The organism is Bacteroidales bacterium, from assembly GCA_031275285.1.
In the GTDB taxonomy this organism is placed as follows: Bacteria; Bacteroidota; Bacteroidia; order Bacteroidales; family UBA4181; genus JAIRLS01.
Window position 1 is genome coordinate 1 of the sequence record JAISOY010000203.1, and the last position, 17,503, is coordinate 17,503.

Genomic DNA, 17,503 nt, shown 5'->3' on the forward strand with positions numbered 1-17,503 from the left:
ATGTACATGTAATTTCAGGCTGTCGCTTTTTTCTATACGGATGAGTGCTTTTTCCGTATCAGTACCCGAACCGATGGTACGGGCGCCTTGTATCAGGATTCCTCCCTCGAAGGAGACATCAGGATAAATATTTTCGAAAACAAATGTTTTATCATGTGTTTGAAATTCAGGATATAAAGCAGTTTCCGGACTCTGGTTGCGCATCACTTTATCTGAAAGTTTCCCTTTTACAGGAGTGGGAAAGTATATTTTATGTACGAACATCACCGAATCAGCTTCATATCGGGATTGTTTCATATTGATCTTATATTGATCCAGGGTGGCATATACTTCAGAAGCTTCAAACCCTGTGCGTTCCCAGGTTACATTTCCACCCCTGCCGGTCCATTGTTGGGTCGCCATATTGAAACGGCCGGTCGTTTGCCCGATCTGGATACTGTCTCCTACTGAAAAACAAAAGATATCTGCAGTACCGAACACGACTGTTAACCCGTCATCGGTTTGTTCAAAACGATAATCGTTCCCATTGGTTCTCCATTCGCTCCCTGGCGATGAGCAGATAATTTTTTTATTGAGCAACAATTCTGTTGCATTCATTATTGTTTGCAGGCTTGTAGGAGTGGTGCGCCTTTCCTGGGTGGTTTTGTAAAGAGCATCCATCCATGTATCATATCCTTTACCGGTATTGAGCGGATCCTTAAATGAAAGGATACAACGCCACAGTAAAAGATAATGTATGTTGCGGGCTTTCTTGACCTGGAATAGTCCTGAAAGCTGTACAATTTTCATTTTTTCATTTTCCGAAAGAGTACCGTTCTGCCAGGCTTCAGAAAAACGGGCAATCAGTAGTTTATCATCTTCTGTAGGTTTCGATGTGGTGAACATGGCTTCCACGGAAGCCGGGTATTGTTCTATTTCTTCAAATTGTACAGCCTGTTGTGCATGCAAAGATGTGATGCTACAAACAAAAAAGAAAAGTAATGCAATCCTGACCATATCATTTTTTATTTGCTGTGGATCCAAATAATTCCTGAATATTTTTCCGTGGATATGGTGGTGTTTGTTGATCACATTCATTGGTTCTTTCTGCAAGCTACTGCAAAGATAAAAAAGTAATTGATTTTTATTACAAAAACGGTTAACAGGGGAATATAATTCCCCTGTTAACCGTTTTACGTAATATAATGGATAAAAGTTTTAAAGATTGTTCTTTTCTATATCTTTAAAATATTTATAAGTTCCTACTTTCAATTCGGCTGTTGCATCTTCATCGCACACAATGATTCCTTTAGCGTGCATCTGTAATGCGGATATGGTCCACATATGGTTGATGCTACCTTCAACAGCATGGTATAATGCCCGTGCTTTATTATGTCCGTTTACAATGATCAGCACCTCCTGTGCATCAAGCACTGTTCCTACTCCTACTGTTAATGCTGTTTTGGGTACCTTATTCAGGTCATTGTCAAAGAAGCGGGAATTAGCGATGATGGTGTCCGTTGTCAGGGATTTAATTCTTGTACGTGAAGATAGGGAGGATCCCGGTTCATTAAATGCAATATGGCCATCGGGACCTATTCCACCCATGAACAGATGTATCTGTCCGTATGATTTGATTTTTCCTTCATAACGCCGGCATTCCGCATCAAGGTCAGGTGCGTTTCCGTTCAGTATATTCACATTTTCTGCCGGTATGTCAATGTGGCTGAATAAGTGGTGCCACATAAAGGAATGATAACTTTGAGGATGATCTTTCGGGATGCCGACATATTCATCCATATTAAAGGTAACAACGTTTTTGAAAGATACTTTTCCTTCTTTGTTCATCCGTACCAACTCCTGATATATTCCTATGGGGGAAGAGCCGGTAGGCAGTCCCAGTACAAAAGGACGATCAGGACCGGGAGCAAAAGCATTGATTCTGGAAACGATGTGGCTGGCAGCCCATTGTGATATTCTTTTGTAATCAGGTTGAATAATAAGTCGCATGGTATTGTTTTTTATATCTTTATTAAAAACACAAATGTAATATCTTTGTTCTTTTTGTCCAAAAGTTAAAACATAAGGAGTTTTTCAGCTAATGCCTCCCATTGCCCATATCGTATCCGGTATTAAAGATGAATTGACAGGATATTATCCTTCAAATGAAATAGATAGCTTTATCCGTATTCTTCTTGAACATTTTCTGCAAATATCAACCATCACAGCATACCTTGAGCCGGATAAAGAGATAAATATACAAGACGAAGCCAGGATAAAAACAGCTGTTGCCGGCCTTAAGAAATATTGTCCTGTCCAATACATCACCAGTGAAGCTTTTTTTTATGGACTGGTATTTAAAGTTACGCCGGATGTGTTGATACCCAGGCCGGAAACAGAGGAATTGGTACACTGGGTGATTCATGATATTATTTCTAATAAAACGGAGAACCCCAAAATACTTGATATCGGTTGTGGAAGTGGTTGCATCGCCATATCTCTTGCCGCCAATATCCCTGATGCAGAGGTATGGGCGGTAGATATTTCAAAACCGGCACTGGAGATTACTGAAGAAAATGTAAAAATAAACCGGGTATGTGTACATACTGTGCAGGCAGATATCCTTTCAGAAAATATTGATGTGCTTTTTCCGGAAACAGGTTTCGATGTGATTGTGAGCAATCCACCATATGTCACTTTGCCTGAAAAACAAGATATGTCAGCTAATGTGTTGAATTACGAACCTCACCGGGCGTTGTTTCCTTTAGGTGATGATCCCCTGGTTTTTTATGATCGAATTGCAGCTTTCGGCGCACACCGGATAAAAGAAAACGGAACCATTTATTTTGAGATCAATGAGCACTTTCCTGAAGAAACCGGAAATATATTAACGAAACATCATTATTCGGATGTCAATGCCCGGAAAGATATCCGGAACCGTTGGAGGATGATACGCGGAAGCAGGATGGATATCCACCCTGCTTCCTGAAATACGTTCCTAAATTTATCTTCTTATTTTTTTCTTGCTGTTTTGGCTTGCGCCTGTTGCTGTTTTTGCATCTGTTCCAGTCTCTGCTGGAATTTTGATTTTTTCACAGGCTTGGCGCTATTGGCATGTATCTTTTTCAGGATTTTATCCTCGTTGATGGCACGTTTGAATATTTCATTTTGAATAATGGTGATCACGTTGGCCAGAAAGTAATAATAGGTTAGACCTGCGGAAAAATTATTCAGGATAAACATGAACATGACAGGCATGATGTACATCATCGTTTTCATACCGGGCATGGCCGAGGTATCCGTTTGTCCGCTGCTCATGCGCATACTGATCACAGTAGCAACAGTCATCAGGATAGTGAACAGACTGATGTGATCGCCATAAAATGGAATAGTAAATGGCAGGTCGAGTATGGAGTCATACGTGGAAAGGTCGGTGGCCCAAAGAAATGACTCTTGCCTTAATTCGATAGATGCAGGGAAGAATCGGAACATGGCAATCAGGATGGGCATCTGCAATAACATAGGTAAGCATCCACCCATAGGACTTACGCCTGCTTTTTTATACAAAGCCATAACAGCCTGCTGGCGTTCCATGGCTTTGTCTTTCGGGATCCGTTCGTTGATCTCATCGATCTGTGGCTTCAACACCCGCATCTTGGCCGATGACATATAGGATTTGAAAGTCATGGGAAGGATACCGATTTTAATGATGATGGTCATCAGAAGGATGATCAGTCCATAGCTATTAATAAATCCACCCAGCCAATCGAAAATAGGAATGATCACAAAACGGTTGATCCAGCGGATGATATTTTTTCCGAGCGGAACCAGTCTTTCTATGCCAATGTCGTATTTTTTCAGTGTTTTATAATGATTCGGACCAAAATACATTTCCATAGGAATGTTTTGTACCTGCTGGCGGCTATTGAACTCCATTCCAATGATGGCATCATATTTTTTTATATATTTTTGCTGATTGGCCATTTTCTGGGACTTTAATTCGGCATTGGCAAAACTCTCCCTGGCAATCAACCCCCATGAAAAAAACTGTTGTTTGAAGACGACCCAATCCAGTCGTGTGCTGACTTTCTTTTCTTCCACATCTTTGGTCGGCCCCATCTCTTCTACATCGTCTTTATAGTATTTATAAAAGAGTGCAGTATAATTATTTTCATTGTCCGCACCTTTTTCCTGGCGTGGCGAATATACCTGCCAGTTAAAGTCAATAACGGTCTGATTAGCGGCTATCAATTGTCCCATATTGACTAACTGTACATCAAACCCAATCATGTAGTCTCCGGGTTTCATGGTATAACGATACTCTATATAAACATTGTCCCCGGCTTTCAGGCGCATACTCAATGTTGAAGAATCATTGGTTACCTGTATGGTTGATTGCTGTGTACTCGGTTCAAAATAAAGAAGATTGGTTGCAATACTGCGGTTTTGCGCAAAGAAATTAAATCCAAAAATGGTAGAATCCCCATCGAAGAGAATCAAAGGAGTCTGGTCGAAGCGCTTATAATTTTTGAGTTCAACGGAATACGGACGTCCACCCTTGTTGGAAAATTTGACTTTCATCAGGTCGTTTTCCATGGTGATGAAACGGGTTTCCCCTTCTGCCGCTTCGGCAAAAGCCCCGAACATATCTTTCAGTCCTTGTATTTTTACAGAATCATTTTTTTCGCCAGTGTTAATGGTTTGTAAGGACCTTTCTTCTGCCTGCCGGATTTCTTCTGCCAGCCGTTCTTTCTCTTTAAGGTTTACCAGTGCTATGGAGTCTCTTTTATGCTGGATCCGCTCTACCTCCTCTTTCGAAGGTTTGCTCCACATATAGTAGCCGAATAATATTCCAAAAATAAGCACTAACCCAATAATCGTATTCCTATCCATCTTTGTTTGTTAAACGAACAACCGGTTATGAGAGCCGGTTGTGATAATTATATTTTATATTTACTAAATAACGAATGATATTGCTTTATATCTGTTAACTGAGAAATGCGTGCTGAATGCAGGCGGTATCCTTTATCCCAATGCTGCTTTTACAAAATTGACAAATAACGGATGCGGATGTAATACAGTGCTGCTGTATTCCGGATGGAATTGTACACCAACAAACCATTTATGGGAAGGGATTTCAACAATTTCTACCAGACCGGTTTCCGGATTAAACCCTGTAGCTTTCATCCCGGCTTTTTCGAAATCATTTAAATACGCATTGTTGAATTCATAACGATGCCGGTGACGTTCGGATATTTCTATCCGTCCGTATGCAGCATATGCCTTGCTGTCTTTTTCCAGCTTACAGGGATAAGCTCCCAGGCGCATGGTCCCGCCTTTCTCGGTAATCCCTTTTTGTTGCTCCATCAGGTCGATGACCGGATACGGGGTGGAATGGACCATTTCTGTTGAATGGGCGTCGACCATCCCCAATACATGCCGGGCAAATTCGATGACAGCTACCTGCATACCCAGACAAATGCCCATAAACGGAATATTATTTTCCCGGGCATATTTGGCGGACCATACCTTTCCCTGAAATCCACGTTCCCCAAAACCTGGAGCGACCATGATCCCCTGGAATCCCTTAAGCGTTTCTTCTACATTTTCTTCTGTAATCGACGCCGATTGTATAGGGGTAACTTTTACTTTACATTCATTTTTGGCTCCTGCGTGTACGAATGATTCGATAATTGACTTATATGCATCAGGCAGTTCCACATACTTTCCGACCAAAGCAATAGATACCGTTTTTTTTGGATGATGCAGCTTATTGATGAATTCACGCCAGTCGTCCAGTTCAGGCTTTTTGCTGAAATCCAGGTTCAATTTTCTCAGAAGTGTTTCATCCAGCTTCTGGTCCAGCATCCGTAATGGTACTTCATATATGGTCGATAAGTCGATGGATTCAACTACAGAATCTTTATCCACATTACAGAATAATGCCACTTTTTTCCGGATATCTTCAGATAATTTTTTTTCGGTTCGTAATACCAGAACATCCGGTTGTACTCCTTCTTCCAACAACATTTTTACCGAGTGCTGGGTGGGTTTGGTTTTCAATTCCCCGGCTGCAGATAAATAAGGAACAAAGGTCAGATGCACTACTGCAACCTGCCCTGCGCCTAATTCATAACGTAATTGCCGTACTACCTCAATGTATGGTAATGATTCTATATCACCTACTGTTCCGCCAATTTCGGTAATTACGACATCTATCTGCCCCTTATTACCCAGCAATAAGATCCGCCGTTTAATTTCATCGGTAATATGTGGGATCACCTGTACTGTTTTTCCCAGGTAATCGCCACGACGTTCTTTGGATATTACTTCCTGGTAAACCTTTCCCGTAGTAACACTATTTGCCTGGACGGTGGGTGAATCTAAAAAACGTTCATAGTGACCCAGGTCAAGATCGGTTTCGGCTCCATCCTGCGTCACAAAACATTCACCATGCTCATAAGGGTTAAGTGTTCCCGGATCAATATTTATATAAGGATCCATTTTCTGAATAGTTACTTTGTACCCTCTGGATTGGAGCAACTTTCCTATAGAAGAAGAAATGATCCCTTTACCCAATGAAGATGCAACACCGCCTGTGACGAAAATATACTTGGTGGATGTCGTTTTGTTGTTGTTTTTCACTTAAATGCCCTCTATTTGATTATCTTTTTTAATTATTGTCGTCAAGATTATCGATCAACCGGATCTTTTCTTCCAGTTCCTTCATGTCGATACGTCCTTGTTCGATCATCCGTTCTACATTAGCGATCATAGCTTCGGAATTTTTCGATTTTGAAAAGAATCCGATATTGTTTTCCCAAACGATCAGGTCATTTTGTAATTGCTGGTATTTACGAACCATCTTATCCCGTTCGGAATCCAGTTTTCCCCGTGATTGGGATGTCGTTTTTAAGTTCTCGATCTTATTTTTATACATCAACAGATTGCGGTCTTTTTTATCCAGTTTTAATGAGTCAAACTGTTTATTGACAGCATTTCTGTATTCTTCCTGTATCTTCTTCTTATATTTGATGGGAACAAAACCGATTTCACTCCATTCACGCTGGAATTCCTTTAATTGTTCAAAGTTCTTCTCGGCATCATTAGAGTGGGCAAAATCCTGTATCCTTTTTATTAAATCCTGTTTTGCTTTTAAATTATTTTCATATTCAGAATCAACAGATGAGAAATGTTTTGCTTTTTGTTCGAAGAAGTAATCACATGCCGAACGGAAACGTTTCCAGATCGATTCCCGGTATTTTGCAGGAACACTGCCTATTTCCTTCCATTTCTTCTGGAGATTGATCATATCCTCAGTGGCCGATTTCCACTCTGTGCTGTCTTTAAGGGCTTCAGCCTGAACGCAAAGATCTTCTTTTAGTTGAAGGTTATTTTCCTGTTCGACCTTTTCGTTACCGAAAAACTCTCTTTTCCGGTTAAAGAAATCATCACATGATGCATGGAAACGTTTGTATAACTTGGAATTGTCTTTTTTAGAAGTATATCCGATGGTATTCCAAAGTTTTTGTATTTCGATAATTTCTTTGGAATTCTTTTCCCATTGCGACATCGTGGTCATAGGACGCTGTGCAATTTCTTCTACTTTTTCAATTAAAGCCTCTTTTGCTTCCAGATTCTTCTGTTGCAGTTCCTTCTGGTTTTCAAAATGTTCCTGATGCTTTTTATTGATTTGGGAAGATGCTGCCTTGAAACGTTCCCAGATCTCTGTCCGCATTTCTTTCGGTACGGGGCCTATTTCTCGCCATTGATCATGTAACGTCTGGAGTACATGGAAGGCATTAATGACTGAATCATCCAGCATTAATGCTTCTGCCTTTTCACATAAATTGATCTTGGCTTCAAGATTACGTTTAAAATCAAGATCACGGAGTTCTTTGTTGATCTTGATATAATCATAGAAAACTTCCACATAATGATGGTAAGTTTCCCAAAGGTTTTTTACTTCTGATTGCGGGACCAACCCAATGGTTCTCCAGCGATTTTGTAGATCCCTGAATGATTGAAAATTGTCTCCTATGGAATCGCTGCTGTTGGTCAATTCCTTCAGTTCTTCGATAATTTTCAGCTTCTCTTCAAGATTTTGTTGTTTTTCTACTTCAAGCTGTTCCCTCTGAACATTCCGCATTTCACGGTATTTGTTCAATAGACTTTTCAGAATCAATTCTTGCGCATCTTCTTCATACACAAAATCATCTTCTTTTCCTCCATTTTCTACATAATCTTTGCGTTTCAGGTCATTTTCCGCCTTTAGTTTCTTGTAGAAATGGAATTTTATGGTGTCTATTTCATCTTTGATTGCATCCACTTCGCCATGATCAACCAGCTTACGCAAGCGTTCCACCATTTTTTCACGGTCATATTCAGAATAATCAATTACTTCTACCTCTTTTTCCTGGGTATTATCAAGAATTTCCTGGACTTCTTCTTCTTCTTCTTCTTCTTCTTTTGCTGATGTATCTTCAGGTATATCAGAAGAGATATCTTCTGCGGCTTCTGTTGTATCTTGTACCGCATCTGTAATTTCCGGATTTTCAGGCATTCCGTTACCTGTCTCATCCGGCAGATCTGCCAGAGGTTCTTCGTCCTCAACCTCGGAAGATGACTTTTCGATATTTATATCATCAGAAGCAATGACATTTTCAGGGGCAATGGAGTCATTTTCAGGGTTTTCAGGTACTATATCAGTACTGGTTTGATCCGTATTGTCCTCTTTGACAGATTGTCCTTCCGGCATTTGTACGTCGTTGGTTTCCTGAGGATTGTCCTGACCGTCTACTATTCCGGATTGTTCTTTTGGATGATTTGTCATAGCTATTTACATCAAAAAATTAAACTTTTTAGCCCACGAAAATAGGTATTTAACCTCAAATCCCCAAGAAGTTTCGAAAGTTTCTGTCGGTTATCGGTTTTATGTGCCTTTTAGGAATAGCCTTGTCGAATCAAATGCTTTCGTTCTGCCGTACTATTTCATACATCAACACGGTAGCCGCTGCTGAAACGTTTAATGAGCCTATTTTCCCTTTCACCGGAATTTTGACCAGCACATCTGCCACTTGAAGATATTCCGGGGATATTCCGGTATCTTCCGCACCCAATAATAATGCCACCGGGCCGGAGAGGTCCGGCTGGTTATACATGATTTCTCCTTTTTCAGTAGCTGCGACTATTTTCAGTCCGCTGTTTTTCAAAAATGAAAGTGTGGATTTTAGATTGTCAGTACGGCAAACAGAAATATGACTGAGTGCTCCGGCTGACGTTTTTACGGTATCTGCACTGATCAGCGCGGACCCCCTTACCGGAAACAGTATGGCATGTGCTCCGGCACATTCCGCGGAGCGGGCAATGGCCCCGATATTCCGGGTATCGGTAATTCCGTCACAGACGATAATAAAAGGTTGTTCACCAGATTCGAATAATGCAGGGATCAGGTTTTCTATACGGGCGTATTCGATGGGTGAAACAAAAGCAATGACACCCTGGTGGTTTTTGCGGGTAATCCTGTTCAGTTTTTCAACCGGGACGATCTGAATAGGTATACTGTTGTTGCGTAACAAACCCAGTAGTTTTTTGTACTGATCGCCTTCAAGGCCCTTGCGTAAAAATACTTTACTTATCTCCTGGCCGGCATCCACTGCTTCCATTAAAGGATGCAGTCCGAAAATTATTTGTTGGGAAGATTTCATTCTATTCTATATCATTAAGGCTGAATACTCGTCCGTTTCGCCAGCTTTCAATAGCCAGTGACCAGTATGTAGTTTGCGGATCCCCTCTACGCAATACATAATATTCGTCACAATACGGTAACGGTTTTCGATCGAAAGTAAAGGTAACCGGATTGGACTGTTTTCGGGTATATTCCCATGTCTCGGAATCGGATCCTTTAAAAACATTATTGGGCAAGCCATATACCATATAGACCATCCCCCTATCGGTTTTCCATCCTTCTCTTGTATCACTGAAATATTGATTGGCGTACGACATACGTGTATAAAAAACGCGTATCTGCATTCGGGCTTTATCCGTACTTCCGGTAGTTGCCAGCCAGAAATTATCCAACATTTTTTTGGGATTTTCGGCTTCACTCAATTTTCGGTATTCACTCTCCGAAGCAAGGTAATTGATGGGTTGTACCAGTATTGCAGTACGGTTTTCCCTGGGAAAAGAAGGTCCGAAATTCCGCAACAATAACCCTTCCTGATGAGTCGTATCTGTCTGTATTAAATAGATACCTTCATAGCCGAACATGAAATTAGTGTTCGGACTGTAAGACTGTTCCCATATACTGTCCGGTTTGAAGGATAAATCTGTAATAGGAGCCGGTGCCAGCGGGGAAGTCGGAATCGGCGCCTGGCTGGCTGAATATTTGATGAAAATACGATCTACCGGACGCCTCTGGTAAACGATCCTGAAAACGTCATTTATCCTGATGTTTTTTTCAAGTTTTGGTGCTCCGTTAAGCGCTGTAATTTTAAAGTTTTGTGGGGAAGTTTCAGATAATTTATTGACTGTAATGAATTCACGTACCGTATTTCGCCTGATCAGATCAGTGATCTGCACGAGCAGTAAATAGCGATGCCCTTGTTCAACCGGAATCATGATGGGAAATACAATCGTCCGTTGTTGCTTTTTTATTTCTATTGAATTGATAAAAGTCGCGCTATCGCTGACAATTTTATTATTTTCTATTTCCGTGCAATCAAATAATTGGTAATGAATTCTCAGGTCAGCTTTGGGTACCCCTTCCGCGTTTGCTTCATTTACAATTAGTTCATTTGTGTTTAGCTGGATATATAACTGGGATTCCTTTTCAGATATATGAAAGACTCCTAGTAGCGGATGTAAGGATGATGATGCGGGATTATACAGTATCGGTTTATTGATTTTAGGTGCTTGTTTATTTCTGGAAGAACCACAAGCCACTGAAAATAATATGATAAAACCTATCAAAAAACAGTGAAAAAAAGCTTTTTGCATTGTAACTGATCTCGTTTTTTTGATTTATTCCTTCACACCTGACAAAGGTAATATTTCTTTTGACAAAATCGGATAGTTGCATTTTGCGTGCAAAGCCTGATCTTATCCCACACTTCCTTCCAGACTGATTGCGAGTAGTTTTTGGGCTTCCACGGCAAACTCCATAGGCAACTGGTTGATTACTTCCCGCGCATAACCATTAACAATGAGTCCTACAGCGTCTTCCGTATTGATTCCTCTCTGGTTGCAGTAAAACAATTGGTCTTCTCCTATTTTTGAGGTGGTCGCTTCATGCTCCACTACGGAAGAAGTGTTGGCTACTTCCATGTACGGGAATGTATGGGCACCGCACTGGTCTCCCAGCAACAGCGAATCACATTGTGAAAAATTCCTGGCATTTTCAGCCCGGTCCACTACTTTTACCAGCCCCCGGTAACTATTCTGGCTACGCCCGGCTGATATTCCTTTTGAAACGATCCTGCTCCGGGTATTTTTCCCGATATGTATCATTTTGGTACCCGTGTCGGCCTGTTGCCGGTTATTGGTCAATGCAACCGAGAAAAACTCTCCGGTAGAATGGTCCCCCTGTAATATGCAACTCGGATATTTCCATGTGATGGCAGATCCCGTTTCCACTTGTGTCCAGGATAACTTAGACCGGTCTCCTTTACAAATTCCCCTTTTGGTTACAAAATTAAAAATACCACCTTTCCCGTCTTTGTCTCCCGGATACCAGTTTTGTACAGTGGAATATTTTACTTCTGCATCTTTTAATACCACAATTTCCACTACCGCAGCATGCAGTTGGTTTTCATCCCGTTGAGGTGCTGTGCAGCCTTCAAGATAAGACACATATCCTCCTTCGTCAGCAATCAGCAGGGTCCGTTCAAATTGTCCGGTATTGGCGGCATTGATCCGGAAATAGGTGGATAACTCCATCGGACAACGTACTCCTTTCGGGATGTAACAAAATGATCCGTCACTGAATACAGCCGAATTAAGGGCGGCAAAGTAATTATCTTCTGGAGGTACCACAGAACCCATATATTGTTGTACCAACTCCGGATGTTCGCGTACAGCTTCACTGAACGAACAGAAAATAATTCCATGCTTGGCCAGTTCGTCCTTAAAGGTGGTTTTTACTGAAATACTGTCCATGACTGCATCTACGGCTACTCCGGCCAATAATTTCTGTTCTTCAAGCGGAATGCCCAACTTTTCAAAAGTTTTACGAAGTTCCGGATCCACCTCGTCCATACTGTTCAATGCCGGACGTTGCTTTGGTGCAGCATAGTAAATGATATCCTGATAATTGATTTCAGGTATTTCCAAATGGGCCCATTCCGGCATTTCCATATTCAGCCAATGCCGGTAGGCTTTCAGGCGGAAATCCAACATAAATGCTGGTTCCTCTTTTTTTCGGGAAATTAAACGGATCACATCCTCATTCAACCCTTTGGGTATGGTCTCCGTTTCAATTTCGGTAACAAACCCATGCTCATATTCCCTCTGTGTGACTTTATTTAATATTTCGTCCTGTTCAGTACTCATGATTGATCGGTTTTCGGTACATTACGGATCATCCGTTCCGTATAACGAAGATGCAAAGATAAAGATTTTGGTGCAATTATTTGAAAACTGCTCTTTTATCTTTTATGACATGATCATGTTTTCAGTCGCTTTTTGGGAAAAGTCCGTGTGTTTTTACTCTTTAAAAATCCTATATTGAAGTAACAATTTTATCTTTGTTACATGAATATGATCAATCAACCACCCATCCTTCATTTCGAATCGATTGAAGCATCAGGGAATGTCACAGCATTCACGACTACCCGTTATGGCGGATATAGTTCCGGTAATTATGCTTCTTTCAACCTGAGTTATTATTCGGGTGATTTAACCGGGAATGTGGATAAGAACCGCGAGGAATTATGCCGGATAATACATATTTTACCGGATCGTTTGTTCGCCCCATATCAGGTACATGGTGACGAAATATTCATCATCGATGAATGTTTTTTGCATGAAAAAGCTGAGAGGAAGGATCCATTACTTAATGGAAAGGATGCATTGATCACATCTTTTAAAGATATATGCATTGCCGTATCTACGGCCGATTGTGTGCCGGTGTTGCTTTATGACCCCGGGAAACAAATAATTGGGGCGGTGCATGCCGGTTGGCGGGGAACATGTAAACGTATCCTACAAAAAGTGATCAGACAAATGGTAACGATATGGGAATCTGATCCATCAAAATTATATGCTGCCATTGGACCTTCCATCGGTCCGGATGCTTTTGAAGTTGGAGATGAGGTATACCGCTCTTTTGCTGAAGAAAGTTTTGATATGGAGCTGATTGCCCGGTATCATCAGAGTTCAGGGAAATATCACATCGATCTGTGGGAGGCTAACCGTTTACAACTTATATCCGAAGGAGTACAACAGGAAAAAATAGAAATTGCAGGCATATGTACCCGGCAGCATACGGACGCTTTTTTTTCGGCAAGAGAACTGGGGATATCTTCAGGCAGGATGCTTACCGGAATCTGTATGCATTCCGGGAAACAGAATTGAATAATTTATTCTGGAAAGTGGCTTATTATCGGAAGGCGTTAATCAAAATTCCACCAGACAGTTCGTTTCACAGGTTCACCGATAGTATAGGGTTCACCGATTTTTGGAACGGTTACCGGGATATTCAGCGAGTCGGCTACAGGAAGCAGCCGGTATATCGGATCGTTCCAGGAATGATAGGTTGCTGAAAACTTGGCCCAATGTACGGGAAATAGCATATCGGCCTGTAAGTCCAATGCCGCCGCAGCGGTTTGTTCCGGATAACAATGGCTGGATGGCCAGTACGGACTGTATTGACCGTTTTCCAGTAATGCCAGATCGAAAGGCCCGTATTTATTCCCAATATCTTTGAAATGGAGATTATAACCACCGTCTCCGCCAAGGAAGAGGCGATACCCGTGAATATCCAGTACATAGGACGACCAAAGTGTTTTATTTTTTTTATTACGTCTTCCGGAGAAATGTTGTGCCGGAGTGGACGTGAGTATAATATCCGGTGATATAGGAACAGTATCGGACCAGTTGACGACATATAGCTGATCTTTGTCGTACCCCCAGTAAAGCATGGTTCTGTCAACGCCCGACGGAACAACTACCTGATCGACGGATTTTCTTAATTTCCGGAGCGTTTTGTAATCCATATGGTCATAATGGTCATGTGTCAGGATCAACAGGTCTATGTCCGGCATATCTTTCAGTGAATATATATTGCTTCCGTCAAAATTCCGGTTGATGAACCATAACGGTGATCCGTACCCTGAAAAAACAGGATCGACTAAAATATTGAATCTTTTGGACTGGATGAGATATGACGAATGTCCGAACCATGTGATGGTCGGTGCGGTATATACGGTATCTTTCAGATTGGTTTTTACAGAGGGCATCTTTTGTGACAGTACCGGCTTTTTGAACCTGCTGTAGCGTTCTTTTCGGAACCTGCTTTTCGGAACAGCCTTTCTTGTAGTATCTAAAGGAGGATACAGGTTTTGAAATTTTCCGTCCAGGTAGTTGGGTAATGATTCAAATACAAGTTGTTGCTTTTTTGACGGATACCGGCCGGTAGAACGGATAGCAGAGCAGGCAACGGCTATCATTCCTCCCGTAATTAAAATGATAATAATATGTAGCCATCTTTTCATGAATTGTCAAAATAATGTTCAATAAGAAAACTTTCTTCTGAATTCGGAACAAACAATTGCTGCTGCAGTAGCTACGTTCAATGACTCGGAAGTATCTTCTCCGGCCGGATATGACGGTATTAATATGCGCTTATTTACATAAAAACCTATATCCTTACTGATCCCTTTTGATTCATTTCCCATTATGATTACCGCTTTTTCATTCAAAGATTCTTTATAAATATTGTTTCCGTCCAGGAATGTTCCATAGATAGGAAAATCGGGAAATGAGTTTTTCAATTGTTCAAAGAAAAGTACGTTGGATACATATACTTTGACGCGGGTAAGCGCCCCCATAGTCGATTGTACGGTTTTAGGGTTATACGGGTCAGCGCAGCCTTCTCCGCATATTACATGCTGTATTCCGAACCAATCGGCAATCCGGATAATGGTACCTAAGTTTCCGGGGTCCTGCACCCGGTCAAGGAATAGTGAAAGTCCGGATACAATATCTGTAAAAACTATCTCATGGGTAGGTATTTCAACCAGGGCAACAGCTTGATTAGGGGTTTTTAAGAAACTGATCTGGGATAGTTCTTTTTCTTCTACAGCTATTACTTCTACCTGGTTAGAAATTAGGTGTCCGGGTAATTCTTCTATCCAGGCGGCTTTGGCCAGAATACAGCGAACATACAATGAAGAGCCCAGCATTTCCCGGACATTTTTATCTCCTTCCACCAAAAACAACCGGTTTTGATAACGGTATTTTTTTTGTTCCAGAGAACGGATCAGTTTTATTTTGGCTTTACTTAACAAAGCAACAACTTATTCTCCCTGTAATTTAAAGATATAGGTAATGGTCCCTTTTTGTACGGGAGCATCGGGTTTTCGTGTGAATTTAGCCTGTTTAGCGGCTTTTAAAGCAGCATCGAGCAGTGTTTTATCCAAAGTGGTCGATCCTTTGACTCCTGCAATGGCATTACTTACATTTCCATCTTTATCGACAGTGATTTCTACTACTACCTTACCCTGTTCCTGGGATTTATAAACTGGTAGGGGAAGTCTTCCCTGTAAACCTCTTCCACTTAATGAGAAAGTACCTCTGCCGTCATCTCCGCCTTCTCCATAAACGTGTACATCCGGTGCTCCGGTGGTAACTCCCTGATTGCCTTCTCCTCCGGCCTCTCCCTGACTGGTGGCTGTGCTGGCGTTATCTCCCCTTCCGGGATAAAGTGCCCGTTGGTTTACTGTTCTTTCAACAGGTTTCGGTTCTTCAACCGGCTTCGGTTCCTCTTTGGGCGTTTCTTTAGGCTCTTCTTTGGGTTTGGTCTCTTTTTCTTTAGGTTTGGTTTCTGGCTTTGGAGGAATGGTTACGGCTTCTTCTATGTCCTGTGTTAAGACCGGATCTTCCTGTTCGGGTTGTGATGTTTGAACAGGTTTTGGTTGAACCGGCGCGGGATCGTTTCTCCGGGGTTCATAATTTCCCATTCCAAAATTACTATTTCCAAAATCGACCATAATGCCTTGTTCTTCAGGTAATGGTAAGGGAGTCCTGAAAGCCATGAATAACAAAATGAACAACAAGATACCATGGAAAATAAGGGTACCAGCTAATCCGTTACGATATTTGACCGGTGTTGCCATTTGTTCTGATTAATACACAATTAAATTACCGTCTCCTTTCGGGTGAGGTAGCCATGATTAATTTATATTTATTCCGTGCCGCTATATTCATTACTTTCACCATGTCCTTCACCTGTACAGTTTCATCCATGTGCAGGGAAATGGTCGGATCGGGAGCATCCATGAGTTTTAACTGCAACTGACGCTCCAGGTCTGCCAGTGGAACAGGAGTGGTTTCAATGTAATAATGAAGGTCCTTGGAGATGGATACACTGGTAACTGCTTTAGCTGAAGTCTGGTTATTGCTTTGGGGTAAGAGTAATTTCAAAGCATTTGGGCTTACCAGGGTAGAGGTGATCATAAAAAATATGAGCAATAAAAAGACCAGGTCGGTCATCGATGACATACTGAATGACGGATTGATCTTATTTGATGAGCGGATAGCCATAGATCAGTTATTTTACCGGTTCATTGAGTAAATCCATAAATTCGGTGGTATTGGCTTCCAGTCCATTGACCACTTTTTCAATGCTGGCTACTAATATATTGTAGGCAAAATAGGCAATGATACCTACAAATAGACCAGCTACTGTTGTGACCATTGCTTCATAGATACCGGATGATAGTATCTGGATATCGATATTGTTCCCGGCCATCGACATATCATAAAATGCCCTTACCATACCGGTAACAGTTCCTAAGAACCCAAGCATGGGAGCACCTCCGGCGGCAGTGGCCAATGCCGGTAACCCTCTTTCCAGTTTAAATATTTCTAATCGTCCTACATTTTCTATAGCAGTATTGATATCACTTAACGGGCGTCCGATACGTTGAATCCCTTTTTCGATCATACGTGCGATAGGGCTATCAGTAGATTGGCAAAGGGCTAGGGCAGACTCAATTTTACCTTCATGGATATAATCCTTGATACGGTTCATAAAGTTTTCATCTGTTTGTGCCGCTTTACGTATGGCGAAGTAACGTTCTACAAAAATATAGACAGCAAGAACTGACAATGCTGCAATAGGAATCATGATCCATCCTCCTTTGAGGGCAAGATCCCATAATGGCATACTAACTTCTTCCGGTGCCGCATCTAAGGCATTCACCATCTGTTCCTGACCTGATATCTGCGCTGAAGCCTGTAATAAAAAATTGTATAGCATTAAAATTGAGTTTAAAATAATCGTTATGTGCTTGTCTGATATTGG

The 17,503-nt window shown here is 41.4% G+C and carries 15 protein-coding genes; 2 read left to right on the forward strand and 13 right to left on the reverse strand.

From position 1 onward, the window contains the following. Both LBQ60_19585 and LBQ60_19590 read right to left on the reverse strand, forming a co-directional pair. Window positions 1-1,092 (reverse strand): hypothetical protein (locus tag LBQ60_19585; protein MDR2040131.1); only part of this gene is annotated, 1,092 nt, incomplete at its 3' end. A 105-nt stretch (window positions 1,093-1,197) separates the two neighbouring features. Further along, window positions 1,198-1,989, reverse strand: coding sequence for a glucosamine-6-phosphate deaminase (locus LBQ60_19590; GenBank protein MDR2040132.1), 792 nt, complete (start codon window positions 1,987-1,989; stop codon window positions 1,198-1,200). 91 nt (window positions 1,990-2,080) lie between these two features. On the opposite strand from LBQ60_19590, the gene prmC reads away from it, so the two are divergent. Next, on the forward strand, window positions 2,081-2,968 hold the full coding sequence (prmC, locus tag LBQ60_19595; protein MDR2040133.1) for a peptide chain release factor N(5)-glutamine methyltransferase: 888 nt from the start codon (window positions 2,081-2,083) through the stop codon (window positions 2,966-2,968). A 23-nt stretch (window positions 2,969-2,991) separates the two neighbouring features. On the opposite strand, the gene yidC is transcribed toward prmC, so the two are convergent. The 6 genes from yidC to sufB all read right to left on the reverse strand — a co-directional run bounded on the left by yidC (window position 2,992) and on the right by sufB (window position 12,528). Next, complete coding sequence (yidC, locus tag LBQ60_19600) at window positions 2,992-4,872, reverse strand: membrane protein insertase YidC (GenBank protein ID MDR2040134.1); 1,881 nt, start codon at window positions 4,870-4,872, stop codon at window positions 2,992-2,994. A gap of 132 nt (window positions 4,873-5,004) precedes the next feature. Then, window positions 5,005-6,624 carry a CTP synthase gene (locus LBQ60_19605; protein MDR2040135.1) on the reverse strand — a complete coding sequence of 540 codons (1,620 nt, stop codon included), beginning with the start codon at window positions 6,622-6,624 and terminating at the stop codon, window positions 5,005-5,007. 28 nt (window positions 6,625-6,652) lie between these two features. Next, on the reverse strand, window positions 6,653-8,812 hold the full coding sequence (locus LBQ60_19610; GenBank protein ID MDR2040136.1) for a DUF349 domain-containing protein: 2,160 nt from the start codon (window positions 8,810-8,812) through the stop codon (window positions 6,653-6,655). A gap of 130 nt (window positions 8,813-8,942) precedes the next feature. Further along, on the reverse strand, window positions 8,943-9,686 hold the full coding sequence (gene rlmB, locus LBQ60_19615) for a 23S rRNA (guanosine(2251)-2'-O)-methyltransferase RlmB (GenBank protein ID MDR2040137.1): 744 nt from the start codon (window positions 9,684-9,686) through the stop codon (window positions 8,943-8,945). A 1-nt stretch (window position 9,687) separates the two neighbouring features. Beyond that, complete coding sequence (locus tag LBQ60_19620; GenBank protein MDR2040138.1) at window positions 9,688-10,977, reverse strand: GWxTD domain-containing protein; 1,290 nt, start codon at window positions 10,975-10,977, stop codon at window positions 9,688-9,690. Between the two features lie 102 nt (window positions 10,978-11,079). Continuing rightward, on the reverse strand, window positions 11,080-12,528 hold the full coding sequence (gene sufB, locus LBQ60_19625) for a Fe-S cluster assembly protein SufB (GenBank protein ID MDR2040139.1): 1,449 nt from the start codon (window positions 12,526-12,528) through the stop codon (window positions 11,080-11,082). 201 nt (window positions 12,529-12,729) lie between these two features. On the opposite strand from sufB, the gene pgeF reads away from it, so the two are divergent. Beyond that, the gene (gene pgeF / locus LBQ60_19630; protein ID MDR2040140.1) at window positions 12,730-13,551 is read left to right on the forward strand and encodes a peptidoglycan editing factor PgeF; all 822 of its coding nucleotides are present in this window, start codon (window positions 12,730-12,732) and stop codon (window positions 13,549-13,551) included. 38 nt (window positions 13,552-13,589) lie between these two features. Here the strand turns inward: pgeF and LBQ60_19635 are convergent, their stop codons facing one another. The 5 genes from LBQ60_19635 to LBQ60_19655 are packed head-to-tail and all read right to left on the reverse strand — an operon-like array spanning window position 13,590 to window position 17,404. Beyond that, window positions 13,590-14,690, reverse strand: coding sequence for an MBL fold metallo-hydrolase (locus tag LBQ60_19635; protein ID MDR2040141.1), 1,101 nt, complete (start codon window positions 14,688-14,690; stop codon window positions 13,590-13,592). 18 nt (window positions 14,691-14,708) lie between these two features. Further along, a complete protein-coding gene (locus LBQ60_19640) occupies window positions 14,709-15,485 on the reverse strand; it encodes an RNA methyltransferase (protein MDR2040142.1) in 777 nt (258 codons plus the stop codon). 9 nt (window positions 15,486-15,494) lie between these two features. Then, on the reverse strand, window positions 15,495-16,313 hold the full coding sequence (locus LBQ60_19645; protein ID MDR2040143.1) for an energy transducer TonB: 819 nt from the start codon (window positions 16,311-16,313) through the stop codon (window positions 15,495-15,497). A gap of 25 nt (window positions 16,314-16,338) precedes the next feature. Beyond that, window positions 16,339-16,740 (reverse strand): biopolymer transporter ExbD, encoded by a 402-nt coding sequence (locus LBQ60_19650; GenBank protein MDR2040144.1) that lies wholly within the window; start codon window positions 16,738-16,740, stop codon window positions 16,339-16,341. Window positions 16,741-16,747: 7 nt separating this feature from the next. After that, window positions 16,748-17,404: a MotA/TolQ/ExbB proton channel family protein gene (locus tag LBQ60_19655; protein MDR2040145.1), complete on the reverse strand. Its 657-nt coding sequence runs from the start codon at window positions 17,402-17,404 to the stop codon at window positions 16,748-16,750. Between the last annotated feature and the right edge of the window lie 99 nt (window positions 17,405-17,503).

What these genes read in the sequence shown, in the direction of transcription:
- LBQ60_19645 (MDR2040143.1), bottom strand. Translation starts at nt 16,313, where the DNA reads ATGGCAACACCGGTCAAATATCGTAACGGATTAGCTGGTACCCTTATT.
- prmC (MDR2040133.1), top strand. Translation starts at nt 2,081, where the DNA reads ATGCCTCCCATTGCCCATATCGTATCCGGTATTAAAGATGAATTGACA.
- LBQ60_19610 (MDR2040136.1), bottom strand. Translation starts at nt 8,812, where the DNA reads ATGACAAATCATCCAAAAGAACAATCCGGAATAGTAGACGGTCAGGAC.
- LBQ60_19635 (MDR2040141.1), bottom strand. Translation starts at nt 14,690, where the DNA reads ATGAAAAGATGGCTACATATTATTATCATTTTAATTACGGGAGGAATG.
- LBQ60_19590 (MDR2040132.1), bottom strand. Translation starts at nt 1,989, where the DNA reads ATGCGACTTATTATTCAACCTGATTACAAAAGAATATCACAATGGGCT.
- LBQ60_19650 (MDR2040144.1), bottom strand. Translation starts at nt 16,740, where the DNA reads ATGGCTATCCGCTCATCAAATAAGATCAATCCGTCATTCAGTATGTCA.
- pgeF (MDR2040140.1), top strand. Translation starts at nt 12,730, where the DNA reads ATGAATATGATCAATCAACCACCCATCCTTCATTTCGAATCGATTGAA.
- rlmB (MDR2040137.1), bottom strand. Translation starts at nt 9,686, where the DNA reads ATGAAATCTTCCCAACAAATAATTTTCGGACTGCATCCTTTAATGGAA.
- sufB (MDR2040139.1), bottom strand. Translation starts at nt 12,528, where the DNA reads ATGAGTACTGAACAGGACGAAATATTAAATAAAGTCACACAGAGGGAA.
- yidC (MDR2040134.1), bottom strand. Translation starts at nt 4,872, where the DNA reads ATGGATAGGAATACGATTATTGGGTTAGTGCTTATTTTTGGAATATTA.
- LBQ60_19655 (MDR2040145.1), bottom strand. Translation starts at nt 17,404, where the DNA reads ATGGTGAATGCCTTAGATGCGGCACCGGAAGAAGTTAGTATGCCATTA.
- LBQ60_19620 (MDR2040138.1), bottom strand. Translation starts at nt 10,977, where the DNA reads ATGCAAAAAGCTTTTTTTCACTGTTTTTTGATAGGTTTTATCATATTA.